General features: G+C 62.8%; 17 protein-coding genes. 9 read left to right on the forward strand and 8 right to left on the reverse strand.

The window, feature by feature from the left end; genetic code table 11:
* Positions 1 to 282: 282 nt before the first annotated feature.
* The gene (locus GQA94_RS14525; RefSeq protein WP_158188684.1) at positions 283 to 2,283 is read right to left on the reverse strand and encodes a TonB-dependent receptor family protein; all 2,001 of its coding nucleotides are present in this window, start codon (positions 2,281 to 2,283) and stop codon (positions 283 to 285) included.
* A 543-nt stretch (positions 2,284 to 2,826) separates the two neighbouring features.
* Between GQA94_RS14525 and GQA94_RS14530 the strand changes: the two genes are divergently transcribed.
* Positions 2,827 to 4,983 carry a PQQ-dependent dehydrogenase, methanol/ethanol family gene (locus tag GQA94_RS14530; RefSeq protein WP_158188685.1) on the forward strand — a complete coding sequence of 719 codons (2,157 nt, stop codon included), beginning with the start codon at positions 2,827 to 2,829 and terminating at the stop codon, positions 4,981 to 4,983.
* 16 nt (positions 4,984 to 4,999) lie between these two features.
* Positions 5,000 to 6,436, forward strand: a complete 1,437-nt coding sequence (gene aldA / locus GQA94_RS14535) for an aldehyde dehydrogenase (RefSeq protein ID WP_158188686.1) — start codon at positions 5,000 to 5,002, stop codon at positions 6,434 to 6,436.
* 137 nt (positions 6,437 to 6,573) lie between these two features.
* On the opposite strand, the gene GQA94_RS14540 is transcribed toward aldA, so the two are convergent.
* Positions 6,574 to 8,487, reverse strand: coding sequence for a sigma-54-dependent Fis family transcriptional regulator (locus GQA94_RS14540; RefSeq protein WP_158188687.1), 1,914 nt, complete (start codon positions 8,485 to 8,487; stop codon positions 6,574 to 6,576).
* Positions 8,488 to 8,884: 397 nt separating this feature from the next.
* Positions 8,885 to 9,589, reverse strand: a complete 705-nt coding sequence (locus GQA94_RS14545) for a GntR family transcriptional regulator (RefSeq protein ID WP_199270047.1) — start codon at positions 9,587 to 9,589, stop codon at positions 8,885 to 8,887.
* A 158-nt stretch (positions 9,590 to 9,747) separates the two neighbouring features.
* Between GQA94_RS14545 and GQA94_RS14550 the strand changes: the two genes are divergently transcribed.
* Positions 9,748 to 11,505: an IlvD/Edd family dehydratase gene (locus GQA94_RS14550; protein ID WP_158188689.1), complete on the forward strand. Its 1,758-nt coding sequence runs from the start codon at positions 9,748 to 9,750 to the stop codon at positions 11,503 to 11,505.
* A 75-nt stretch (positions 11,506 to 11,580) separates the two neighbouring features.
* On the forward strand, positions 11,581 to 12,933 hold the full coding sequence (locus GQA94_RS14555) for a gluconate:H+ symporter (protein ID WP_158188690.1): 1,353 nt from the start codon (positions 11,581 to 11,583) through the stop codon (positions 12,931 to 12,933).
* A gap of 115 nt (positions 12,934 to 13,048) precedes the next feature.
* Here the strand turns inward: GQA94_RS14555 and GQA94_RS14560 are convergent, their stop codons facing one another.
* The 3 genes from GQA94_RS14560 to GQA94_RS14570 are packed head-to-tail and all read right to left on the reverse strand — an operon-like array spanning position 13,049 to position 14,865.
* Positions 13,049 to 14,095 carry a threonine aldolase family protein gene (locus tag GQA94_RS14560; protein ID WP_158188691.1) on the reverse strand — a complete coding sequence of 349 codons (1,047 nt, stop codon included), beginning with the start codon at positions 14,093 to 14,095 and terminating at the stop codon, positions 13,049 to 13,051.
* A gap of 24 nt (positions 14,096 to 14,119) precedes the next feature.
* Positions 14,120 to 14,494, reverse strand: a complete 375-nt coding sequence (locus tag GQA94_RS14565) for a DUF202 domain-containing protein (protein WP_158188692.1) — start codon at positions 14,492 to 14,494, stop codon at positions 14,120 to 14,122.
* A gap of 2 nt (positions 14,495 to 14,496) precedes the next feature.
* Positions 14,497 to 14,865 (reverse strand): YidH family protein, encoded by a 369-nt coding sequence (locus GQA94_RS14570; protein ID WP_158188693.1) that lies wholly within the window; start codon positions 14,863 to 14,865, stop codon positions 14,497 to 14,499.
* A 170-nt stretch (positions 14,866 to 15,035) separates the two neighbouring features.
* On the opposite strand from GQA94_RS14570, the gene GQA94_RS14575 reads away from it, so the two are divergent.
* Positions 15,036 to 15,527 carry a copper chaperone PCu(A)C gene (locus GQA94_RS14575; RefSeq protein WP_158188694.1) on the forward strand — a complete coding sequence of 164 codons (492 nt, stop codon included), beginning with the start codon at positions 15,036 to 15,038 and terminating at the stop codon, positions 15,525 to 15,527.
* Between the two features lie 117 nt (positions 15,528 to 15,644).
* Here GQA94_RS14575 and gorA read toward each other — a convergent pair whose 3' ends face one another.
* Positions 15,645 to 17,003: a glutathione-disulfide reductase gene (gene gorA / locus GQA94_RS14580; RefSeq protein ID WP_158188695.1), complete on the reverse strand. Its 1,359-nt coding sequence runs from the start codon at positions 17,001 to 17,003 to the stop codon at positions 15,645 to 15,647.
* Positions 17,004 to 17,076: 73 nt separating this feature from the next.
* Here gorA and GQA94_RS14585 point away from each other — a divergent pair, with 73 nt between their 5' ends.
* The gene (locus GQA94_RS14585; protein ID WP_158188696.1) at positions 17,077 to 17,499 is read left to right on the forward strand and encodes a VOC family protein; all 423 of its coding nucleotides are present in this window, start codon (positions 17,077 to 17,079) and stop codon (positions 17,497 to 17,499) included.
* A gap of 48 nt (positions 17,500 to 17,547) precedes the next feature.
* On the opposite strand, the gene galU is transcribed toward GQA94_RS14585, so the two are convergent.
* Entirely contained in the window at positions 17,548 to 18,387 is an 840-nt protein-coding gene (gene galU, locus GQA94_RS14590) for a UTP--glucose-1-phosphate uridylyltransferase GalU (protein WP_158188697.1), read from the reverse strand.
* 794 nt (positions 18,388 to 19,181) lie between these two features.
* Here galU and hemN point away from each other — a divergent pair.
* From hemN to GQA94_RS14605, 3 genes are all read left to right on the forward strand, one after another.
* The gene (gene hemN / locus GQA94_RS14595; protein WP_158188698.1) at positions 19,182 to 20,570 is read left to right on the forward strand and encodes an oxygen-independent coproporphyrinogen III oxidase; all 1,389 of its coding nucleotides are present in this window, start codon (positions 19,182 to 19,184) and stop codon (positions 20,568 to 20,570) included.
* A gap of 223 nt (positions 20,571 to 20,793) precedes the next feature.
* A complete protein-coding gene (locus GQA94_RS14600; RefSeq protein ID WP_158188699.1) occupies positions 20,794 to 22,437 on the forward strand; it encodes a VRR-NUC domain-containing protein in 1,644 nt (547 codons plus the stop codon).
* A complete protein-coding gene (locus GQA94_RS14605) occupies positions 22,434 to 24,686 on the forward strand; it encodes an ATP-dependent DNA helicase (RefSeq protein WP_158188700.1) in 2,253 nt (750 codons plus the stop codon). Before GQA94_RS14600 ends, GQA94_RS14605 begins: the two co-directional genes overlap by 4 nt.
* Positions 24,687 to 24,704 lie beyond the last annotated feature (18 nt).

The raw sequence follows: 24,704 nt of genomic DNA on the forward strand, positions 1-24,704 counted from the left end.
CACGTGTGTTGGTGACGAACCGGCTCGTTTCGCCCAGATGTCATTGCTGGAGAAGCGCCCCCGTGGGGCTACATTCGCCAATTCGCCCTCCTCGTCAGTGTTCTCGAATGATCAGAACTGTCGGGGAGAAACGTTGCTGTAACCGATGCACTCGTGCCCGCGCAAGCGGTCTGTTTTCCACCGGCTGATATGGGCTAACCGCTTGCTGCCTTATGCGCGCCTGAGCGTGCCGCGCCTGAACTGCGCACGAAACCACAATGCATCACCCAAACCGCAGTTCCGTCATTGGAATGTCAGCTTCGCCCCCGCATAGATCGTCCGTCCTGGAGCGGGCTCGTAGTAGCGACCAAAATTATCGTTGATACGCAGGTTGTCGTAGTAGTCGCGGTCCAGCAGGTTGTCGATGCCGATGTAAGGCTCCCACCGCTGATCGCCCCATGCCAGTCGCCAGCCCAAGCGGGCGTTGGTTACTGCATAGCCGGGCACGCGGTCGAGGTTGGCGTTATCCGCGTATTGCTGGCCATAGGCATTGACGTTGACCCGTGCATACCAGTCGTCGCGGTCATAGCTGGCCTCGGCGAACAGGCTCTGCCTCGGAATCCCGGGGATGCGGTTGCCGTCGTAGCCCTGGAATTGGTCGAAACGATAGCGGTTGTAGCTCCAGGCACCGGTCAATCGCCAATAGCGACCCACCAGCCAGTCCCCGCTGAGTTCGACACCGTCGCGGCTGGAGCGGCCCGCGTTGGTGTAGAAGGTGCGCCCGTCGACTTCCGGGACCAGTTCGTCTTCGATGCGCATGCTGTAGAGCACCGCCTCGTAGCGCAATCCCCGGTGCTCGCCCTTGAAGCCTAATTCGCGGTTGACCGATTGTTCCGCGCCAAGTGATGGATTGAAGCCGCCCCCGGTTGGGTTGGCCATTTCGTTGATCGTCGGCGTCTCGAAGGATGTCGCGTAACGAACGTACGCCACATGATGGGCGTCCAGTTGCCGGCTCAGCCCCAGGCTGTAGTTCCAGTCTTCGAGGTTGCGTTCGCCGGAAGCATCGCCGTCGCTCAGGTAACGGTCCTTCGCCTCGAGCCGCACACTGTCATAGCGCACGCCTGCGGTGAGCAACCAGGTATCGCCCAGGTTCACCTGATCCTCGATAAACACACCCCGGCTGTCCGCTGTTTCGCGCTGGCGCTGAGTAAGGGCGCCGGTGATGCCGCCAGGCAGGTTGTCGTTTCGGGAGCGGTCGTCGCGTTGGCTCTCCAGGTCCATTCCGGCGGTCAGCTGATGAGGTAGGCCCGCTAGTTCTCGATGAAAGGTGCGCTGGGCACCCACCCCGGCGAACCAGCGGTCATAGGCTGTCTGACCATTGGCCAGCAACGGGAGACGGTTGCTGAACTCGCGTTGGCCGTAGTAACTGCGCAACTGATAGGTATCGCCGCCTGCGGCCTGTCCATCCCAGACCAGCGAAAGCCGCTGCTGCTGGACGGTCTCGTCTGAATCGAACTGAAGGCTCTGCGGCCGCGCCTGGGAGCGGTCCGCCCGGACCTGATCCAGCGTCAGGCCACCGGGATCTTCGGCTCGGTTGTCGATCGCATGCAGGGTGAGCCCGAGCGTGCCGCCCTCCCCCTGCCAGCGCAGCTTGCCGGTGAGGTGGTTGGTTTCGGCGGTCCCGTGCGTGCGGTAGCCGTCGAGCTGGGTGGCGTTGACCGCCAGCAAGGCGCCGAGCGACCCGGCGCTGCCACTGGTTTGCGCGCGCATGCGGCGATAGCCCAGCTCGCCGCCTGTCACCTCGACCTGCGTGAACGGCGTATCCCCTGGCTGCCGCGTCTGGATTGCCAAGACGCCACCGGCGGCATTGCCGTGGATGGTCGACGAGGGGCCGCGGATCACCTCGATGCGCTCCACCAACGAGGTATCCAGCCCATCCATTTCGGTCTGCCCGTCAGGCATGGTCAGGGGCACCCCGTCGACCAGCACGCGTACGCCGCGAACGCCAAAACTGGAACGGGACCCGAAGCCGCGAATCGACAAGCGCATGCCCTGCGCCAGGTTGTAGCGGCTCTGCGACAACGCCCCTGGAACCGGGCCCAGCAGGCTATCGAGGCTGAGCAACTGTTCGCCCGGATGGTTCTGCTCCGTCACGGCTGACACCGCCATCGGCAGCGTAAACCAGTCGGATTCCGCCCGTGGCGAACTCACCACCAAGGGGTCTAGCGTAAGCGGTTCAGCTGTCTGCGCGAGCAATGGCCCGGTTACCAACGAGAGCGATCCGGCAAGAAATAATCGGTACATGGTTAAACCTTGTTGTTAGGTGCTTTGCTGCCGCAGGCCTCTGTTGCCAGGCGGACGGCTCACGAGCCATGAACGCCCTCAGGACGAAGGGATTGCAGTCTTAAGCCCAGGCGCACCGGAGCGCGTTTTTAAAGTACAGAAACGCCCTGATGCGGAAAACCCTGCAAATGCCTGCGCATCATCAAGGCAACGCACATGCCAAGCGAGCGTGAAGACTTACCGTTTTGCCGTTTGCGCCGCCGAAACAGCCCTACGGCTGCCTTTTCAACTGCCCAGCAACCCGTTTTGAACCGCCGCCGCGTTGCCCAACCTGCTGCCGCCGCGCCTGCCGACGCCGCAACCTTGTCGCAGAAACGCGACAGTTGCTGCAGCCGTGCAACGGTCCGGTTGCGACAGACCGCTTCAACCGCGCCGGCCCCTGCTCGCGCAAGGCCGCGCCGCCACTGGCTCTGCAGCCAGATCGGAACGACTGGCACAGCGGTTGCTCTCCCTGAAGTACCTGCCCCACGGGGCGGCCAGACCAATAACAAGAGAGAGCCTGCGATGAAACAATTCGATCCCTATTCGGGCCGACGGCCCACCGCCCTGCTTGGCGCCGGCCTTGCCGCCCTGCTATCCCTGCCACTGCACGCCGCCGACGTTGACGGCAAGCGCATCGCCAATGCCGACGCCGAACCCGGTAACTGGATGAGCCATGGGCGCGACTACGGCGAGCAGCGCTACAGCCCGCTGAAGAAGATCACCGATGACAACGTCGGCGAACTCGGCCTGGCCTGGAGCTACAAGCTGGACATCGACCGCGGCGTGGAAGCCACGCCCATTGTGGTCGACGGCGTGATGTACACCACCGGCCCCTTCTCCATCGTCTATGCGCTCGACGCGCGCACCGGCAAGGAAATCTGGACGTACGACCCAAAGTCCGACCGCTCCCGCGCGGGTGAGGCCTGCTGCGATGCGATCAACCGCGGCGTCGCCGTGTGGAAGGGCAAGGTCTACGTCGGCGTGCTCGACGGCCGCCTGGAAGCCATCGATGCCAAGACTGGCGAGCGCGTCTGGTCGGTCGATACCCGCTACGACAAGGCCCGCAGCTACTCCATCACTGGCGCGCCACGTGTGGTCAACGGCAAGGTGGTGATCGGCAACGGCGGCGCTGAGTTCGGCGTGCGCGGCTATGTCACCGCCTACGATGCCGAGACCGGTGATCAGGCCTGGCGCTTCTTCACCGTACCGGGAGATCCGGACAAGCCGGCCGAAGGCAAGGGCATGGAAATCGCCAAGAAGACCTGGCACGGCCGTGCCTTCGTCGAACAAGGCGGCGGCGGTACCGCCTGGGACTCCTTCGCCTACGATCCGGAGCTGAATCTACTCTATATCGGTGTCGGCAATGGCTCGCTGTGGGACCCGATCTGGCGCAGCGAAGGCAAGGGCGACAACCTCTTCCTCTCCTCGATCGTCGCGGTCAACGCCGACACTGGCGAATACGTCTGGCATTACCAGACCACGCCGGGCGATGCCTGGGATTACACCGCCACGCAGCACATGATCCTGGCTGACCTCAAAATCGAGGGCAAACCGCGCAAGGTACTGATGCAGGCGCCGAAGAACGGCTTCTTCTACGTCATCGACCGCGCCACCGGCGAACTCCTGTCTGCCGAGAACATCGTGCCGATCAACTGGGCCAAGGGTGTGGATCTGAAGACCGGCCGGCCCATCGTCGACGACGAAGCCGCCGCTTATTGGAAGGGTGAGAAAAAGGCCAAGCTGGTCCAGCCGGGCTTCTGGGGCGCGCATGACTGGCACCCGATGTCCTACAGCCCAGATACCGGGCTGGTCTACATTCCAGCGCACATCATGTCCGCCTGGTACGAGCACGTGCCGGATGCGCCGGCGCGCAACAAGTTCAAGAGCATGTACCAGCTGGGCCTGAAGACCGGGATGATGCCCGAGGATCCGGAAGGTCTCGGCAAGTACGCCGACACCTGGTCCGGCAAGCTGATCGCCTGGGACCCGGTCAAGCAGCAACAAGCCTGGGAAGTGCCCTACGTCACCATCTTCAACGGCGGCACCCTGAGCACCGCCGGCAACCTGGTCTTCGAAGGCAGCGCCGATGGGCGCGTGATTGCCTACGCCGCCGACACCGGCAAGAAGCTGTGGGAGCAGCCCGCTGCCAGCGGTGTCATGGCCGCGCCCATCACCTACAGCGTCGATGGCGAGCAGTACGTGACCTTCATGGCCGGCTGGGGCGGCGCCTTCTCAACCTTTGCCGGCGCCCTTTCGCTGCGCGCCGGTGTGCAGCCCTACGCCCAGGTGCTGACCTACAAGCTCGGCGGTACCGCCGAACTGCAGGAACCAGCGCCGCGTGAAGATGCACCCAAGCCACCGCCATTGACTGCCGACGCGGCTACGGTCGAGGCCGGCGCCAAGCTGTACGACGGCTACTGCTCGCAATGCCACGGCATCCACGCGGTCAGCGGCGGCGTGCTGCCGGACCTGCGCATGCTCGCCCCGGAAAAGCATGAGCAGTTCCTCGGCATTCTCCACGGCGCGCGCATTCCCGATGGCATGCCGTCGTTTGCTGAGGCGTTCAGCATGGACCAGATGGAGCAGATCCATCAGTACCTGATCAAGCGTGCCCACGACCGCGTGAAGCACGGCCCGAACGACCTGCCGCAGCCGACCCAGAAAACGGCCAGCAACTGACCCTCAGGAGACCGACATGACTGATCCAATTACCTACCAGAACTACATCGACGGCGCCTTCGTCGCCTGCGACAGCCTCATCGAAGTGCGCAACCCCGCCACCGGCGCGGTGCTTTCCCGGGTGCCGGAATCAGACGCCGCCAGCGCCGAACGCGCCGTAACCGCCGCCCGCGCCGCGCAGAAGAGCTGGAGTCAGAAGCCCGCCATCGAACGTGCCGGCTACCTGCGCGCCATCGCCAGCAAGATTCGCCAGAACGCCGAGCGTCTGGCTCGCGTCATCACCGAGGAAGGCGGCAAGATCCAGAGCCTGGCGCTGGTGGAAGTCAACTTCACCGCCGACTACCTCGACTACATGGCCGAGTGGGCGCGGCGTATCGAGGGCGAGATCATCACCAGCGACCGTCCGGGCGAGAACATCTTCCTGTTCCGCAAACCGCTGGGCGTGGTGGCCGGCATCCTGCCGTGGAACTTCCCGTTCTTCCTGATCGCCCGGAAGATGGCGCCCGCGCTGGTGACCGGCAACACCATCGTCATCAAGCCCAGCGAGGAAACGCCGAACAACTGCTTCGAATTCGCCAAGCTGGTGGCCGAGACCGACCTGCCCAAGGGTGTGTTCAACGTGGTCTGCGGCAGCGGTGCCGGCGTCGGCAGCGCGCTGACCACCAGCGACAAGATTGACATGATCAGCTTTACCGGCAGCGTCGGCACCGGCCAGCGGATCATGGCCGCCGCCGCGCAGAACGTCACCAAGCTCAACCTGGAGCTGGGCGGCAAGGCCCCGGCGATCGTCATGAACGACGCGGACCTGGACCTGGCCGTAACCGCCATTCGCGCCTCGCGCATCATCAACACCGGGCAAGTGTGCAACTGCGCCGAGCGCGTCTACGTGCAGCGCGGCGTGGCCGAGCAGTTCATCGAGCGCATCGCCGGCGCCCTGGCCGAGACGCGCTACGGCGACCCCATCGCCCAGGCGGACGTGGAAATGGGCCCGCTGATCAACGAGGCCGGGCTGCGCAAGGTCGAGCAGATGGTGCGTACCGCACAGAGCCAAGGCGCGCAGGTGATCACCGGCGGCGCCTTGGCGGACCTGGGCAAGGGCTTCCACTACCAGCCGACGTTGCTCGCCAACTGCTCGCACGACATGGAGATCATGCGCCAGGAAGTCTTTGGCCCGGTACTGCCGGTGCAGATCATCGACGACCTGGACGAAGCCATCGCCCTGGCCAACGACTGCGAGTACGGCCTGACCTCCTCGATCTATACCCGCGACCTCTCCACCGCGATGAAGGCCGCGGCCGGTCTGGACTTCGGCGAAACCTACATCAACCGAGAGAACTTCGAGGCGATGCAAGGCTTTCACGCCGGGGTGCGCAAGTCCGGCATCGGTGGCGCCGACGGCAAGCACGGCCTGTACGAGTACACCCATACTCACGCGGTGTATGTGCAAAGCTGAGTGATTTGAGCTGACCAAGAACCCCGCCCCGGCGGGGTTCTTTTTACGCGATCGAGCGACGACTAGCGGCTGACCCTAGGGTGGACCGAGAGGCGCTCCGCTTCAGCCCACCGAAAACACCGAGTCGCCTGCGAGCATCACTTGCGCAGCGCGGTAAGACCGTAACGGTGCAGCTTGCGATAAAAGGTGGCGCGGTTGATGCCGAGGGAACGGGCGGCCGACGTGACATGGCCGCCGTGCTGCTCGAGTGTCGCTTGCAGATGGGCCGCTTCGGCAGCGTCCCGGGTCGTCTCCAGCGACTGCACAACGGATGACCGCTCCGCAGGCACAGACATGATCTCCGGCGGCAGACAATCGAGACCGATCATCCCGTCGTCCGCCAGCGCGACCGCACAGCGCAGCACGTTGATCAGCTGGCGCACGTTGCCAGGCCACCCGTAAGCGGCCAGACGCTCCATCGCCTCGGCGGTCAGCTCGACACGCTCATGCCCGGCCTCACGTTCTAGAACGCGGCGGATAAGCCCCACGCGATCCGCCCGGTCGCGCAAGGCGGGCAGCCTGATAGTCAACCCGTTGAGTCGATAATAGAGGTCCTCACGAAACTCGCCCGCAGCCACCATGACGGGCAGGTCGCGGTGCGTCGCGCACACCAGCTGCACGTTCAACGACACCGGTGTTGCGGCGCCCAGCGGCACCAGTTCCCGCTCGGCCAGCACGCGCAGCAGCCGCGTTTGCAGATGCGCCGGCATATCGCCGATCTCGTCGAGGAACAGCGTCCCGCCATTGGCCTGTTCCAGCTTGCCTTTCATCCCCTGACGGCTAGCGCCGGTAAAGGTCCCGGCGCGATAGCCGAACAGCTCGCTCTCGATCAGCGACTCCGGGATCGCCGCGCAATTGAGCGCAACGAAGGGCCCCCTGGCGCGCGCGCTGGCGTGATGGATCGCCCGCGCAAAGGCTTCCTTGCCGGTGCCGGTCTCGCCGGTCAGCAACAGCGGAATGTCGCGATCGAGCACGCGCCGCAGCTTCTGGACGGAGCGTTGCAGACCTGAGTCCTCCCCGGCCAAGTGTTCAAGCGTCGGCTCTGCCGGAACGACGCTCAGACCACGCTCGTTCCTGGCGCGCCGCGTGGCGGTGGCCGGCATACGCAGCGTGACCTCCAGCACAGGCCCGCCGGCCAGCCGTAGATTCGCGGCGCGCTGGCCACCCTGCGTCAGGGTTATCAGCTCATCCAGGGACGTCGACAAGACATCCTGAACCGCCACCCCCAGCAGCGCGCTCCCTTGGTCGGCGGCCACAAAAGCCGCGCGGTTGGCTCCGAGAATTCGGCCCGCCGCATCAAGCGCCAACAACCGCTCGTTGCCCAGGTCGCCGACATCACCGCCCAAGGTCAGCATTGCGTAACTGGCATAGCGCTGGCGGAAGCTGGCGTTCTCGATGAGTCGCGCGTACAGGCTCACCAACTGCAGTGTCAGATACTGCGCCTGCTTCGGCCCACCACTGTTGAGGCAGGAGGCATTGAGACACCCCAGCAACGCACCCTGAGGATCGAACAGCGGCGCCACCGAGCAACTCAACATGGCGTTGCTGCTGAGAAAATGCTCGTCCCGGTGGATAATCAGCGGCTGGCCCGCGGCCAGCCCCGTACCGATACCGTTGGTCCCTACCAGCGACTCGTCCCAGCAACTGCCGACCACCAGCCCCGAGTCCGCATAGGGGCTGTACTCTCCAGGCAGCCGTGCATCGAGCGTGATACCGCGGCGATCACTGAGCAGTACCGCAAACCCCGCTGGGTTCAGGCGCCGCGACAGCCCTTCCATGCCCTGGCTCGCAATGGCCAGAAAGTCATGGTGCTCTTCTTGATGCAGGCGGATCTCGTGATGTTCAAGCTGAACGTGAGAAGCGGATCGAGCGGGATCGAGCCCGTGCTCATGGATGCTGCGGTACCAGGATTCGGCAATCAACCGATCCGGATTGGATCCTCGGTCGGCGAAATGCGTGGCGACGAATGCGGAGAGTTCGGTTGGAAGCTCTGATGGCGAACGCGCGATCATGCGGGACTCCAAACAAGGCGCCGAGTCGGGCCAAGCGTAATTGTTCGTAACGGCTGTGCAAACAGCCAAAACCAAGCCTAGCACGGCCGCTTCGCGCCGCACCGCCCGAGCCGTTTATTCGAGTCAACAGCTTCGGTAGTTCGGGAGGTGAGATTGGCCACCCAGGGCTGCGGCAAGATTGGCATCGGCTGCGCAAGCCAAGCGGCTACATGCCATGCGGCTCAATTGCTCGTTGGCTAGCCTCCGGGGGTTTCGCCCTCATGATGAGACTGTGCCAAACAGCGACATGGGATCACCGGAGGGCTGAGTCTTTCCTCTCCCGTGAGGCCCCGCGTGCCGTCTGGTTCATATCGCTCGTCCTGTTCGGCGAAAAAAATCGTGCGCCGCTCGAAGCCGGTTATCCACCGGCGGACAATCTGCCGACTGGGCCTGCACGCAGCTTCTGTGCCTGGATATAGGCTTCCTTGGACGGCGACAAATGTTCACGACACAGCGATACCAACGCGTCCACGTCGCCGCCTCGCAAGGCGTTTATCAACGCCCAGTGGTCCTGCCGAGAGCGTTCGAGTTGGGTCGGCATGGCGATGGTCGACGAGCGCATCGAGTGGGCTCGCTGCGCATGATTGCTGATGGCCTCGACCAGTACCGGGTTCTCCGCCAGGCTGAACAGCTCTCGGTGAAAGCGCACGTTCAGGCGAAATACCTGGCGTAGATCGCCACGCTCCACCGCATCATCATGGGCGTGCTGGATCGCCAGCAGCGTCTGCAGGCGGTCTTCGGGGACCGGCAGCTGGATAAGCCGGACACAGTGGGTTTCCAGCAGCTCGCGGACCTCGTAGAGATGCTCGACCTCCTCGATCGTATAGGCCTTCACCAGTGCGCCAATATTGCGTTTGCGTTCGACGAGCCCCATTTGTTCGAGTTCGGCGAGCACGTTACGTACCGCATGGCGCTTGAGCCCGAAGCGCGCCATCAGGTCGTCCTCGACCAGGCGCTCGCGCGGGTGCAGCGTGCCGAGCACGATCTCTTCTTCCAGCGTTTCGATGACCGAGTGCGGGCTGATACCTGCATCGGAAACCGGCGTTACTTGCGTTTCATCCAAGGGCGTTTCCAGCGGCTGATCGAACTTACCTGGAGGACTATAGAGGGATTCTGAAACGGCCTCAACGGAGGCGCCCGCATGGGTTGCCACGGTATTCATATCGTGGCTAAATGCGCCCATCAGATTATTGATAATAATATCGACAAAGGTGGAATCCGATGGTGGACAAGAAAACAGACGATGCCGTGGTCGTACCGACGGGCCTGCGCAAGGGGCTCACGAATTACGGGGATACCGGCTTCTCGCTCTTTTTGCGCAAGGCGTTCATCAAGGGCGCCGGCTATACGGACGATGCGCTGGACCGCACCATCGTTGGCATCGTCAACACCGGTAGCGGTTACAACCCTTGCCACGGCAACGCACCGCAACTGATCGAGGCGGTCAAACGCGGCGTGATGCTGGCCGGCGGACTCGCAATCGACTTCCCCACCATCTCCATCGGTGAAAGCTTTTCCACGCCGACCAGCATGTACTTGCGCAACCTGATGTCGATGGACACGGAAGAAATGATCCGGGCACAGCCCATGGACGCCGTGGTGCTCATTGGTGGCTGCGACAAGACCGTACCGGCACAGCTGATGGGCGCCGCCTCGGCAAACATCCCCACCGTGCAACTGATCACCGGCTCCATGTTGACGGGCGGCCACCGTGGCGTGCGCGTCGGTGCCTGTACCGATTGCCGACGTTACTGGGGACAGTACCGTGGCGAGGAGATCGACGAGGCTGAGATCGTCGAGGTCAATTCGAAGCTGGTTGCCAGTGTCGGAACCTGCTCGGTCATGGGGACCGCCAGCACCATGGCTTGTATCGGCGAGGCGCTGGGAATCGTGTTGCCCGGTGGAGCGACGCCGCCGGCTGTTACCTCCGATCGCATGCGCATTGCCGAACTCACCGGCAAGCAAGCCGTCGAAATGGCCCGCAGCCAACTCACGCCCGACAAGATCCTCACGCCCAAGGCGTTCGAGAACGCCCTGCGCGTGCTGCTGGCCATCGGTGGCTCCACCAACGGGATCGTGCACCTGACCGCCATTGCCGGACGCATGGGCTATGACATCGACCTGGAGGCGTTCGATCGCATGAGCCGGGACACTCCGGTACTGGTCGACCTCAAGCCGTCCGGGCAGCACTACATGGAAGATCTTCATCGCGCAGGCGGCCTGCAGACGGTACTGCGCGAACTGCGTCCGTTGCTCCATCTCGACGCGCTGACCGTAACCGGTCGCACATTGGGCGAAGAGCTGGACCAGGTGCCGGCATTCAAGCAGGACGTGGTGCGCAGCGTGAAGGACCCGATCTATCCGGTCGGTGGCATCGCGTTTTTGCGCGGCAGCCTTGCGCCCGAAGGCGCCATCATCAAGCAATCGGCCGCCGACGCCACGCTGATGGAGCACGAAGGCCGTGCAGTCGTGTTCGAAAACTCCGAGGATCTGGCCCGGCGCCTGGACGATCCTGACCTGGACGTAAACGCCGACGATGTGCTGGTGCTCAAGAATATCGGCCCGATTGGCGCGCCCGGCATGCCTGAAGCGGGCTACCTGCCGATTCCGAAAAAGCTCGCGCGCGCTGGCGTCAAGGACATGGTGCGGATATCCGACGGCCGCATGAGCGGCACCGCTGCCGGAACCATCGTGCTGCATGTCACGCCGGAGGCTGCATTGGGCGGACCGCTCGCGTTGGTGCGCAGTGGCGATCGGATTCGCTTGAGTGTCTCCGAGCGCCGCATCGACCTGCTGGTAGCCGAGGATGAACTCGAGCGCCGGCGCGCCGCCCTTGTGCTGCCCAAACCCCAGAACGCCGAGCGCGGTTATCGCAAGCTCTTCTTCGAACAGATCACCCAGGCCGACAAAGGCTGCGATTTCGACTTCCTGCGTCCGCCGACCATGCAAGGCCGGGTCCCGGGTGGTTCCAGCGACTGATCTCACTCAGCGCTTGCGCATGCGCCGGGGCACCGGCGCGCTTTTACGCTCCTCACAATAACAATCGGAGTCCGAATGGAAAGTAATGCCCTGATACTGACGGTTACGGCGACCTCGATCGTCGCCCTGCTCTTCCTGATCGTCAAACTTAAATTCCAACCCTTCCTTGCGCTGATTCTGGTCAGTCTCGGCGCAGGGCTCGCCATTGGCATGGCGCCGCAAGACCTCCTCGCATTTATCGTCAAGTCCATGGGCGGCACGCTGGGCTTCGTCGCGTTGATCATCGGACTCGGATCGATGTTCGGCGAGATGCTGCGCGTCTCGGGTGGTTCGGAGCGCCTGGCGCTGACCCTGATCGACAAATGCGGGGATCGCACCGTTCCCTGGGCGTTGGGGCTGGTCGGCTTCCTCGTCTCCATCGCTGTATTCATTGACGTGGCCATCGTCATCCTGGTGCCGCTGATCTACGGCATCGCACGCCGTACCGGCAAGTCGCTGCTCTATTACGGCATCCCGCTGTGCGCAGGGCTAAGCGTGACCCATACCTTTCTTCCGCCAACCCCCGGTCCGATCGCGACGGCCAGCATTCTGGGCGCGGACCTCGGTTGGGTCATCATCTGGGGGGTGATCGCCGGATTGCCTGCGATGGCCGTCGCGGGTCCGATGTTCGGCAAGTTCATTTCGAGCCGTATCTTCGTTCCGGTTCCCGAATACATGGTGACCGGGGAAAGCAAGTTCGATGACCCGAGCAAGCTGCCGGCATTCAAGGGCGTGGTCCTCACCCTGCTGTTGCCGCTGGTGCTGATCCTCGGAAACACCTCGGCCGAGATGCTGCTGGCCGAAGGAAACCCGCTGCGTGACCTGTTCATGTTCATTGGCAACCCGATCATCGCGCTGCTGCTGACGACGCTGCTGACCTTCTGGATATTCGGACATAACCGCGGCTTCACGGCGGACCAGTTGCAGAAGATTGCCACCAAGGCGCTGGAGCCTGCCGGGATCATCATCCTGATCACCGGAGCGGGCGGCGTGTTCGGCAAGGTGCTGGTCGAATCAGGCGTTGGCAAGATTCTCGCCGATGCGATGCAGGACATGAACATGCCGCTCGTGCTGTTCGGATTCGCAACGGCGGCGATCATGCGGATTTCCCAAGGGTCGGGCACCGTGGCGATGATTACCGGCGCAAGCCTGACGGCACCGGTGGCTCAGTTGCTTGGCGCAAGCCCGCAAATGCTGGCGCTGTGCACCATCGCCATTGCCTGTGGTGGCGCCGCCTTCTCGCACGTCAACGACTCGGGCTTCTGGATGGCCAACCGGTACTTCGGCATGAGCGTCTCCGACACGCTGAAATCCTGGACGGTGATGAAAACCATCGTCGGCCTGACCGGCCTCGCTATCTGCCTGGTGATCAGCCTGTTCATCACCTGACCTCATCAGCCGTGCAACGCACCACAGGGAGCCCCGCCGCACGCGGGGCTTTCCATTTCCGGGCCGCGCAGCGCTTCGCTCGTGTCACTGACGACGCACAAACCCCCTCCCCTGGCTATCGGTGCTGCATCACCACGCTGCGGATGTCGACAGCCAACTGTCGGACACGATCCTCGTGGGTGTCCCAGGAGCACATGAAACGCGCGCCACCGACACCAATGAAGGTGTAGAACATCCAGCCGCGACTTCTCAGCGCGTCGAGCGCCGCGGGCGGAATGCTGACGAAGACGCCATTGGCCTCCACGGGAAACATCAGCTCAACCTCCGGCACATCGCTGATCAGTGCGGCGAGCAGTTGCGCGCAGCGATTGGCGTGCTCGGCATATTTCATCCAGGCATGGGTTTCCAGCAACCCGACCCAGGGCGCCGACAGAAAGCGCATCTTGGACGCCAGCTGGCCGGCCTGCTTGCAACGGTACTCGAAGTCCTCGGCGAGATCGCGGTTGAAGAACAGGATGGCTTCGCCCACCGCCATGCCGTTCTTGGTTCCGCCGAAACAGAGCACATCAACGCCCGTTTTCCAGCTCAGCTGCGCAGGCGACAAGCCGAGAAAGGCACAGGCATTGGCAAAGCGCGCACCATCCATATGCAGATGCAAACCCAGCTCCTTGCAGGTATCGCTGATGGCTCGCAGTTCGTCGGGGCGATACACCGTGCCGATTTCGCTGGCTTGCGTAACGCTGACGACGCGTGGCTTGGGGTAATGGATGTCCTTGCGCTTGAGTGCGATCTCACGGATCGCCGTTGGCGTGAGCCTGCCCTGCTCGGTCCTGGCCACCAGCAGCTTCGAGCCGTTGGAGAAGAATTCCGGCGCCCCGCATTCATCGGTCTCGACGTGCGCGATATCGCCACAGATCACGCTGTGATAGCTCTGGCACAACGACGAGAGCGCCAACGAGTTGGCTGCGGTGCCATTGAATGCGAAGAACACCTCGCAATCGGTTTCGAACAGCTGACGGAAGTGATCGGCGGCACGGCTCGTCCATTGGTCGTCTCCGTAGGCCCGATCATGGCCCTGGTTCGCCCGTGCCATGGCGTCCCAGGCTTCCGGGCAGATGCCCGAGTAATTGTCGCTGGCGAATTGCTGATTGGCGGTGGTCATTGGCGCCTCTTGCTAATGGCTGTCTCAGCTATGGATCGGTAAGAAAATCACGGTGTAGAGCCCCAGCGCAGCCAGTACCGAAACCGCCGCGCCGAGCCAGAGCACAGAGGCCGCGTCGGCGTGGATGCGTCCGCTTTTCACGCCGCTGGCACTGCGCATGTAGCGGCGCTGCTGAGTGGTCCAGATGCCCAGCGCGGTGATCAGCGAAAGCGCAACCAGCGTGCCGACGAAGGCGCCGTGATACGGCATCCAACGCAAGAAAAGCGCGCTGACGGTGAGCATGGTGAGCAGCGTTCGACCCCAGGCCAGTGAGGTGCGTTCCGGCTGCAGGCCAGGGTCTTCATGCAGCGGCGGCCTTGGCGATTTCGGCTCCAGCCGTCGGCGAAAGGAGACGTGCATGGTCAGCTGCGAAGCGCGACGAAGCTGATCAGCACCAGGGTCACCAGGGTGCCGCCGATGGACAGGATCGGGATCAGCAACGGAAACGGCAACGGGCCGCTGTGGCGCATGGCTCGCTCGATGCTCAACCAACGAACGCACGCGGTCGAACTGATGAACATCGCCAGCAACAACAGCGAGATCGACAGGACCTTGCGCACCTCCAGGCTGAATATGCCCCCGGCAAAGGCTTCGACGGCCACACCGCCCGCCAGGAGCGCCAGGGACGTGCGAATCCAGGCGAGAAAGGTTCGTTCGTTGGCCAGCGTGAAGCGCGGATCGGGTTCCTTTCCGCCGGACAACAACCGGTGACGCCAACGACTTCGCTCCATTGGGTGAACGCTCTCCGATCAGATGGGTGTGCCTGACCATTCAAACAGAAACGAGGCCACCCTGCAGGGGCCATTACGACGAGCCGTGCTGCCGATTCGTTAGCCTGGACACACGTCGGACCGCAGGGTCTCATGCTAATGTTCGGCATCGAAACCACCTGGAGAGACTCATGCTGCTTCGTCTGGTAACCGCGTTAGTGCTTGGCACGGCCACCCTCACCGCCTTGGCCAACGACAACGCCCACCGCCATCACACGACGGACGCGGCGCCTGTCGCGTCTCAGGTATGGTCTCGCGCCATGCCACCGAGCGCCCCGACCGGCGCGGTGTATTTCACCCTGAACAACCCCGGCGACGCGACCGATCGGCTGATCGGCGTACAGACGCCCCGCGCCGAGAAAGCCGAACTGCATACCCATGTCCACAAGGGCGACGTCATGCGCATGGAGCGTATCGATTCGGTCGAGCTGCCTGCCGGTGGCGAAGTGGCCTTCAAGCCGGGCGGCAACCATGTGATGCTGTTCAAGCTGAGCGAACCACTGGTGGCCGGGGAGCGTTTCCCGCTGACGCTGATGTTCGAGAAGGCCGGTGAGGTGACCGTCGACGTCGCCATCGAGGAACAGGCACCCTCCTCCGACCGCAACGTCCACACGCATCACTGACGCAAACGAACCGGAGGGCGACAGGCCGCCGCGGCCTGTCGCTACGCGAAACGTCTGCGCCGAATGGCCTCGCTCCCTTCGCGTTGCACAGCTCGGCGGGGGTGATGCGCGGCTCGATCAGATACCCGTTGGCGTACGCATCGTGACGAACTCTTCGGCCGCGGTCGGGTGGATACCGACGGTATCGTCGAATATCCGTTTGGTAGCGCCCGCCTTCAAGGCCACCGCCATACCCTGCATGATCTCGCCGGCATCCGGACCGACCATATGGCAGCCCAGCACCCTGTCGGACTCGGCATCGACCACCAGTTTCATCAGGCTGCGCTCGAGGCTGCCGGTCATGGTCAGTTTCATGGGCCGGAAGCGGCTCTCGAACAACACCACCTTGTGGCCCTGCTTGCGGGCCTGCTCCTCTGTCAGTCCGACGGTCGCCATGTTCGGCAGGCTGAACACCGCCGTGGCGATGGTGTTGTAATCGACCGGCCGATAGTCCTCCGGTTTGAACAGCTGTCGTGCCACCGCCATGCCTTCGGCAAGCGCGACGGGCGTCAGCTGAATCCGACCGATCACGTCGCCGATCGCCAGGATCGAAGGCGTTGAGGTCTGATAGCGCTCATCAACCGAGATGAAGCCGCGTTCGTCCAGTGTGACCTCGACGTTCTCAAGCCCCAAGCCGTCGAGCATGGGCCGCCGGCCGGTGGCGTAGAGGATGCAATCGGTCTCCAGTGTCCGGCCGTCTTTCAAGGTGGCGAGCAGGCTGCCGTCCGCCTGTTTGTCGATCCGTGCGATGTCGGCGTTGAACTGCAGGTCCAGGTCTTTCTTGATCAGTTCGTCCTTGAGATGATCGCGCAGCGAACCGTCGAATCCGCGCAGGAACAATTCGCCACGATATGCCAGCGTGGTGGCGGCGCCGCAGCCATGAAAGATCGAGGCGAACTCGACGGCAATGTAGCCGCCGCCAACCACCAGTACCCGGCGCGGCAGCTGAGCAAGATAAAAGGCTTCGTTGGAGGTGATGGCGTGTTCGCGGCCGGGGATATCGGGCACGAAGGGCCAGCCGCCCGTCGCGATCAGGATGTGCTCGGCGCTGTAATGGCGGCCATCGACTTCAACGGTGTGGGCATCGACCAGCCGTGCGTGCGCCTGTAGCAACGTCACGCCGCTGTCGATCAGCAGGTTCTTGTAGATGCCGTTGAGCCGCTGGATTTCGCGGTCCTTGTTGGCGATCAGGGTTTTCCAGTCGAAGGTCGCGCCATCGATGGTCCAGCCATAACCCTGGGCCTGGCCGATATCGTCGGCATAGTGAGCCCCGTAGACCAGCAGTTTCTTCGGCACGCAGCCCACGTTGACGCAAGTACCACCCAGGTAACGGCTTTCGGCCACCGCGACGCGGGCACCGTAGCCTGCGGCAAAACGAGCGGCACGCACGCCACCGGATCCAGCACCGATGACGAATAGATCGAAGTCGTAAGCCATGAACTGTTGTCTCCCCTGTAGAACGCACAAGCATAACCCAAGGCCGTAGGCCCGATCATCGAAGGAATACCCCATGCGACCTACCCTGACCCACCTCGCCTTGCATGTGCCCGATCTCGACGCATGCATCGCCTTCTACACCCAGTTCTGCGCCATGCATGTATTCCACGAGCGCGCCGGGAAAGGCTCGCGCATCGTCTGGATGGCCGAGCCCGGGAAGGAGCGGGAATTCATTTTCGTGATCATGCCGGGCGGCCAGGATCGTCAACTGGCAAACAACGACTACAGCCACTTCGGCTTTGCCCTGTCGAGCCGCGCCGAAGTCGATGCGATTGCGGCTCGCGCTCGCCAGGCTGGCTGCCTGATATGGGAGCCGCGTGATGAACCTTACCCGGTGGGCTACTACTGCGGGGTACGGGACCCGGCCGGCAATTACGTCGAGTTCAGTTACGGCCAGCCGCTGGGGCCGGGCGCCGAGGACATGCCAGCTCCTTGAAACGAACAAAGCCACCCGCAGGTGGCTTTTCGCTCGACCGGGGGTGGCTCAGAACGCCTTGCCGGTGAGGTAGAAGTTCTCGTAGCAGAAGTTGGTCGCGGCAATATAGCCTTCGGCGCTGCCGCAATCGAACCGTTGGCCCTTGAACTTGTATGCCAGGACGCAGCCGTCCTGGGCCTGGCGCATCAGGGCGTCCGTGATCTGGATTTCACCACCCTTGCCCGGTTCGGTCTGCTCGATCAGGCTGAAGATATCCGGCGTCAGGATGTAGCGGCCGATGATCGCCAGGTTCGACGGCGCGTCTTCCGGCTTCGGCTTCTCGACCATATGGCTGACGCGGTAGATGTCGTCACGGATCATTTCACCGGCAATGACACCGTACTTGCTGGTTTCTTCCGGCGGCACTTCCTGGATCGCGACGATCGAGCAGCGGAACTGGTTGTACAGTTTGACCATCTGGGCGAGCACCGGATCGCCGTCGAGGTTGATGCACAGGTCGTCGGCGAGGACCACGGCAAAGGGCTCGTCACCGATCAATGGCCGACCACTGAGGATGGCATGACCAAGGCCTTTCATCTCCACCTGGCGGGTGTAGGAGAAGCTGCACTGGTCGATCAATTTGCGGATACCGACCAGGTACTTTTCCTTGTCGGTGTTGCGGATCTGATGTTCCAGCTCGTAGCTGATGTCGAAATGGTCTTCCAGGGAACGCTTGCCGCGTCCAGTGACGATGGCGATCTGGTTGAGCCCGGCGGCCAGTGCCTCTTCAACCCCGTACTGGATCAGGGGCTTGTTCACTACCGGCAACATCTCCTTGGGCATGGCCTTGGTCGCAGGAAGGAAGCGCGTGCCATATCCGGCCGCGGGAAAAAGGCATTTCTTGATCATGTGAGTCCTTGAAAAGATAGTTCCGGTTGATGCACTGCGCCTGGATCGGTCAACAGCCATACCCTGCATGTCCCGCCGACAGCGGCTGACTAGAGGCTACGACCGCCGAAACGGCGAGGGGTTCGCACATTCCCACAGCTAAATTCCGGCCTGCCGTCACTCCTGACAACTGACCGGTGGTCGTTGACTTTGCGCGTGAAGCATAGAGTGCTTGGTGCCAAGCGGCTTGCCAAGTGGGCGTTTGAAAAATGAACGGGCGGCGTTCGCTGGCAAGCCCGCCCTAACAGGTGCCGACTGCGGGATTCGCGGGGAAAATATTCGATTCCGTCCGTTGTACGGAAACGCAACGAGCCGGCTGATTGATCCAGGTCAGTACAACGACTGATTGCGCTCATCAGGTCCTGCGGCACGAGCCGCCCACCTACCGCTCCCTTTAACATAGCGAGCCTCGTTCGATACCGGGCCGCGCCTGCGCGTTTCTTGCGCGGCTGTTCAACGGATCGCTCCCTCCCCTGCTGCATACCGGCTTCGTTCCGCGCGATACTCAGGATGATGGTTGCGGACCTTGACCGCCTGATTGGAGCTTTCGGGTGTGAACAGGGAGGCAGCGCGCGTGGCGCCTGAGCCACAGGTAAGACGAGGCGCTACCGGCCGACCGTCGATCATGCCGGCCCGGTCGCCAGCTTCTTGATCTGTGACAGCCGACTCGGTAACTGGAATCGAGGATAATCGCGCCATGATGCCGCAGGCAGGCTGTCGACCCTTCACCCATCAATCCACAAGGTGAAACCACCATGGACCAAACGCCGAGTTTCAACCGCGCCCTGGTCGAGAAGTATGACCGACCAGGGCCTCGTTATACGTCCTACCCCACGGCGCCACAGTTCCATCAGGCTTTTGCCATCGACGACTATTGCAGCGCTGCGCAGCGAAGCAACGACGCCGCAACGCCCAAGCCGCTGTCGGTGTATATCCATATCCCGTTCTGTAAAAGCCTGTGCTACTACTGCGCGTGCAACAAGATCATCACTCACAAGACCGATCGCGCGGTCGAGTATCTGCAATACCTCAAGCGTGAAATCCAGATGCAGGCCGCCCTGTTCGATTGTTCGCGCAAGCTCACCCAGTTGCATCTTGGAGGGGGTACTCCCACCTACTTCACCAGTGAACAGCTGGCCGACCTGATGGCTGCGCTTCACGACGCCTTCAACATGGACGACAGCGACAACCATGAGTTCTCTCTGGAGGTCGACCCGCGCACGGTCACACCCGAGCAGATCCACGGCTTGCGCGCGCTGGGCTTCAATCGGCTGAGTTTCGGCGTTCAGGATTTCGACGAGCAGGTACAGGTTGCAGTCAACCGCATCCAGACCGAAGAGCAGACCCGCGAATTGGTGCAGGCTGCACGCGAAGCGAACTTCAAGTCGATCAGCGTCGACCTGATCTACGGCCTGCCGCTGCAGACCGTCGACAGCTTCAGCACCACCCTGGACAAGATCATCGACATCCGCCCGGATCGCATCGCGGCCTACAGCTACGCGCACCTGCCGGAACTGGTACGCGCGCAGAAACTGATCCGCCCGCAAGACATGCCGCCGCCAGAGCGCAAGCTGGAACTGCTGGAGCTGACCATCCAACGCCTGACCGGTGCCGGCTATGTGTATATCGGCATGGACCACTTTTCACTGCCTGATGACGAACTGACGCTCGCCCGCGCCAACGGGACGCTGCAGCGCAACTTCCAGGGTTATTCGACCCATGCCGATTGCGACCTGATCGGGCTCGGTATTTCATCCATCGGCAAGGTCGGCAACAGCTACAGCCAGAATGTGAAGGAGCTGTCGCAGTATTACGCCCGCCTGAACGAAGGTCTGTTGCCGGTGCACCGTGGTTACACCTTGAGCGACGACGACCAGCTGCGCCGTGACGTGATCATTTCGCTGATGTGTCACGGGCGCATCGATTTCAGCGTCATCGAAGCACGCCACGGCATCGTCTTTCGCGAGTATTTTGCCGACTCGTTGGCCCAGCTCGATGAGCATGTCGCCGATGGGCTGGTCGAAATACGCAACGATGCGGTTGTGCTGATGCCCCAGGGCCACCTGATGATGCGCAACGTGGCGATGGCCTTCGACGCCTATCTGGGCGGCGAGCAACGTGGCCGATTCTCCCGGACCGTCTGACCACGCCCGAGCCCGGCTTTGCCGGGCTCGTTGCTCGGCGGGCTCCTGAGACGGTCGCCGAGATCGAGCGCAGCACGCTCGCCGACCCTCCCAATGCCATCCACGCGCACGCCCTCGATACGATAACCGCTGATCGTCCAGGCGTTGCCAAACCCGCCGACAACTGTATAAATACACAGTCGAGCGGGCACCTGCGCCCGTGTTTGACCGAACCGGACGTTCGATGCGCCAGGCCCTGGAAAACCCTTTCTACTATCTCGACAACTTCCGGCAAGTGCTTGCCTGGGTCGGCGAACGCCATGGCGATCTGCTGGACGATCATGAGCGCCGGTTTCTCGATCGCTTCCATGACGTCCCGCAAGCCTCGCAGGCACTGCTGGTCCGTATGGTGATGCGCAAGGGCTCACTGTTCCGTGCCGGAAAGCTGCGTTACGCCGAGATCGGCTGCCCGCTGGAGGCCGCCACACCGCTGGTGGAACATGGCTGGATCGACGCTGACCCGACGCTGGATCTGGCGCAGCTGTTTGGCCTGTTGAACAAGGATGAGCTGCTCCGAGTGTTCGGCGCGGGCGCGCGCAGCGGTCAGCGAAAGGACGTACTGCTACAGCGGCTGGCGGCCGAGCATGCCCAGCCGAAGCCGTTCCGAAAATGGTGCGAGACACTCGACGAGGTCGCATTCGAGCTCAACATCGGCGATGTGTGCGACCGGCTACGGGTCATGTTCTTTGGCAATATCCACCAGGACTGGACCGAGTTCGTCCTCGCCGATCTTGGCATCTTCCGCTACGAACAGGTGAGTTTCTCGGCGGCCTCGCGCGCCTTTCACCGCCGCGAGGAGGTCGACGCCTATCTGCATCTGCATCATTGCCGCGAACGGTTCGAAGCCGGCGAAGCGCTGGACGAGGTACTGGCCGATATTCCAGCCTCGCCCTACGGCAACCCATGGCTGGAGCACCGGCGAGGCAAGCTGCTGTTGGCTATCGGGCGCCAATGCGAGCGTAACGGCGATCTGAGCCAGGCCCTGCGTCTGCATGCCGCCAACGGTTATCCAGGGGCGCGCGAACGGACGATCCGGGTACTCGAGCGGTGCCATCAGCCGGAGGCCGCTTACCAACTGGCGAGCCAGGCGCATGCAGCTCCGGAAAACGAACACGAGGCCCAGCAACTGCAACGCATACTGCCGCGGCTGCGTCGCGTGCTCGGCGCGCCGGGGGAACGTCGCAGAGCCGTGGCCGAAGCGGAGCGCATCGATCTCGTGCTGCCCAGGCGGCCAGGGCTGAGCGTCGAGCACCTCGTTCGCGAGCATTTGTCGCACAGCAACGCGCCGGTTTACTACGTCGAAAATGCCCTGTTCAACTCCCTGCTGGGCCTGTTGTGCTGGGACGCGATTTTCGCGCCCCTCCCCGGCGCGTTCTTTCATCCGTTCCACGCCGCACCGGCCGATCTGGCCCGCCCGGATTTCTACGGGCGTCGATCCGGGCTGTTCGATGAATGCCTGGCCAAGCTCGGGACCGGCGAATACCGCGATTGCATTCGCCGGGTATTCAGGGAAAAGTTCGGCGTGCTGTCGCAGTTCGTCAGTTGGGGGTTGTTCGACGAGCCGCTGCTGGAGCATGCGCTGGCGTGCCTGCCCGCTGAACACCTGCGCCTGTGTTTCCAGCGCATCCTGCTGGACGTTCCGAACCATCGCAGCGGGCTGCCGGACCTGATCCAGTTCTGGCCCAGCGACGGACGCTACCGGCTGATCGAGGTGAAAGGGCCTGGCGACCGCCTGCAGGACAACCAGAAACGCTGGATCGAGTTCGCCCTGGGACATTCGATACCCATTGCCGTCTGCTATGTGCAATGGGCCGAGGACTCGGCGTGAGCTACCGGGTTGCGGTCCGCGCATTGTGCGAGTTCACCGCCAAACAGGGTGATCTGGACCTTCGTTTCACGCCCTCGCCCACCGCGCTGGAAGGCATGGCCGGACACACGACCGTCACCGACCGTCGGGCGGCAGGTTACGAACGGGAGGTCACGCTGGAAGGCCAATACTGCGACCTGCTCGTACGCGGACGTGCCGATGGCTACGACCCCTCGTTGAACCGCCTGGAAGAAATCAAGACCCACCGCGGCGACCTATCGCGGCAGCCAGCCAATCACCGCCAACTGCACTGGGCCCAGGCGAAGATCTACGGTTGGCTGCTGTGCAGCGCGCGTGCCCTGGCATCGCTGGAGGTCGCGCTGGTGTATTTCGACGTGGGCAGCCAGAAGGAAACCGTGCTGGTCGAGACGTTCACGGCCCTCGAATTGCAGGCGTTTTTCGACGACCATTGCCAGCGCTTCATTGCCTGGGCCGAGCAGGAACTGGCGCATCGCAACGAGCGCGACCAGGCGCTTACGGCGCTTGCCTTTCCCCATGACACGTTTCGCCAGGGCCAGCGGCAATTGGCCGAAGCGGTATACAAGGCCACCTGCACCGGTACGCACCTCATGGCGCAGGCGCCGACCGGTATCGGCAAGACGCTCGCGACACTGTTTCCGCTGCTTAAAGCGAGCCCCGGCCAGCGACTGGACAAGCTGTTCTTCCTTGCGGCCAAGACCTCCGGACGGCAACTGGCGCTGGACGCGCTGGCCAGCCTGACGACCGATGCAACACCCCTGCGGGTCCTGGAACTGACCGCGCGAGACAAGGCCTGCGAGCATCCGGACAAGGCCTGTCACGGAGAATCCTGCCCGCTCGCTCGGGGCTTCTATGATCGCCTCCCCGCTGCGCGTGAAGCCGCCATTGGCCATTCGATGCTTGACCGAACGGCGCTGCGCGACGTGGCTCAGGCCCACGGGGTCTGCCCTTATTACCTCGCTCAGGAACTTGCCCGTTGGGCGGACGTCGTGGTGGGCGATTACAACTATTACTTCGACTCGAGTGCGCTGCTCTACAGCCTGACACTGGTCAATCAATGGCGTGTCAGCGTGCTGGTGGATGAAGCGCACAACCTGCTGGAACGCGGCAGGGGCATGTACACCGCTGAGTTGGATATCCGTACTTTCAGAGGGTTACGAAAGGTATCTCCAACTTCTGTAAAGAAGTCTATCGAGCGCGTCCTGCGTTGTTGGGGCGAGTTGCACGGCCAGCAGACGGAGCCTTATCAGGTCCACCCGCTGCCGCACAAACTCACCGGAGCCCTGCAGCAAACCATCAGCGCGATCAACGACCATCTGGCCGAGCAGCCAGCGGGCCTCGACCCGGCGCTGCTGAGCCTGTATTTCGACGCCATGCACTTTTGCCGCCTGGCAGAACTGTTCGCAGCGCACTCGCTATTCGATTGCACGCTGCTGCCCCAACGGAGCGCGCCTGGTCGACACTCTGTCATCTGTATTCGCAATGTGTTGCCAGCGCCCTTCCTCGCCCCGCGTTTACTCGAAGCGCGATCCTGCGTGCTGTTCTCGGCCACGCTCAGCCCGAGACAGTTTTATGCCGATACGCTTGGCCTGCCGGCGAACCGGGTCTGGATCGACGTCGAGTCCCCCTTTCGTGCCGAGCAACTGGAGGTTCGCCTGGCCAGGCACATTTCGACACGTTATCAGCATCGCGCCCAATCGCTGGAAGCCATTGTCGACCTGCTTGCACAGCAATACCTCCAGCGCCCCGGCAACTACCTCGCGTTTTTCAGCAGCTTCGACTATCTCCAACAAGTCACCGCTCTGCTTGCCGCGAGGCATCCCCATCTCCCCTTCTGGGAACAGACCCGGGGGATGCAGGAAGCCGCTCGCGGCGACTTCCTGGCGCGTTTCACCGACACCAGCCAGGGCATCGGGTTTGCGGTGCTGGGTGGCGCCTTCGCAGAAGGTATCGATCTGCCCGGCGATCGGCTGATTGGCGCGTTCATCGCTACGCTGGGTCTGCCGCAGATCAACGCCGTCAACGAACAGATGAAAGCCTGCATGGAAGAGCTGTTCGGAGCCGGGTACGACTACACCTACCTCTACCCCGGATTGCAGAAAGTCGTCCAGGCAGCCGGCCGTGTGATCCGCACGCCCGCCGATCATGGCGTGGTCCATCTCCTGGATGACCGGTTTGGTCGCCAACAGATCAGACGACTTCTTCCGAGCTGGTGGGGTGTTTTAAGATAGCGCCAGGTCATCGCATCT

The sequence above is a fragment of the Stutzerimonas stutzeri genome (assembly GCF_009789555.1).
Lineage (GTDB): Bacteria > Pseudomonadota > Gammaproteobacteria > Pseudomonadales > Pseudomonadaceae > Stutzerimonas > Stutzerimonas stutzeri_R.

Bases quoted from the DNA above. Each gene is read 5' to 3' on its own strand.
- GQA94_RS14570 (WP_158188693.1), bottom strand. From the start codon at position 14,865: ATGGAGCGAAGTCGTTGGCGTCACCGGTTGTTGTCCGGCGGAAAGGAA.
- galU (WP_158188697.1), bottom strand. From the start codon at position 18,387: ATGATCAAGAAATGCCTTTTTCCCGCGGCCGGATATGGCACGCGCTTC.
- GQA94_RS14530 (WP_158188685.1), top strand. From the start codon at position 2,827: ATGAAACAATTCGATCCCTATTCGGGCCGACGGCCCACCGCCCTGCTT.
- GQA94_RS14555 (WP_158188690.1), top strand. From the start codon at position 11,581: ATGGAAAGTAATGCCCTGATACTGACGGTTACGGCGACCTCGATCGTC.
- GQA94_RS14550 (WP_158188689.1), top strand. From the start codon at position 9,748: ATGGTGGACAAGAAAACAGACGATGCCGTGGTCGTACCGACGGGCCTG.
- gorA (WP_158188695.1), bottom strand. From the start codon at position 17,003: ATGGCTTACGACTTCGATCTATTCGTCATCGGTGCTGGATCCGGTGGC.
- hemN (WP_158188698.1), top strand. From the start codon at position 19,182: ATGGACCAAACGCCGAGTTTCAACCGCGCCCTGGTCGAGAAGTATGAC.
- GQA94_RS14540 (WP_158188687.1), bottom strand. From the start codon at position 8,487: ATGATCGCGCGTTCGCCATCAGAGCTTCCAACCGAACTCTCCGCATTC.
- GQA94_RS14600 (WP_158188699.1), top strand. From the start codon at position 20,794: ATGCGCCAGGCCCTGGAAAACCCTTTCTACTATCTCGACAACTTCCGG.
- GQA94_RS14560 (WP_158188691.1), bottom strand. From the start codon at position 14,095: ATGACCACCGCCAATCAGCAATTCGCCAGCGACAATTACTCGGGCATC.
- GQA94_RS14585 (WP_158188696.1), top strand. From the start codon at position 17,077: ATGCGACCTACCCTGACCCACCTCGCCTTGCATGTGCCCGATCTCGAC.
- GQA94_RS14565 (WP_158188692.1), bottom strand. From the start codon at position 14,494: ATGCACGTCTCCTTTCGCCGACGGCTGGAGCCGAAATCGCCAAGGCCG.
- GQA94_RS14575 (WP_158188694.1), top strand. From the start codon at position 15,036: ATGCTGCTTCGTCTGGTAACCGCGTTAGTGCTTGGCACGGCCACCCTC.
- GQA94_RS14525 (WP_158188684.1), bottom strand. From the start codon at position 2,283: ATGTACCGATTATTTCTTGCCGGATCGCTCTCGTTGGTAACCGGGCCA.
- aldA (WP_158188686.1), top strand. From the start codon at position 5,000: ATGACTGATCCAATTACCTACCAGAACTACATCGACGGCGCCTTCGTC.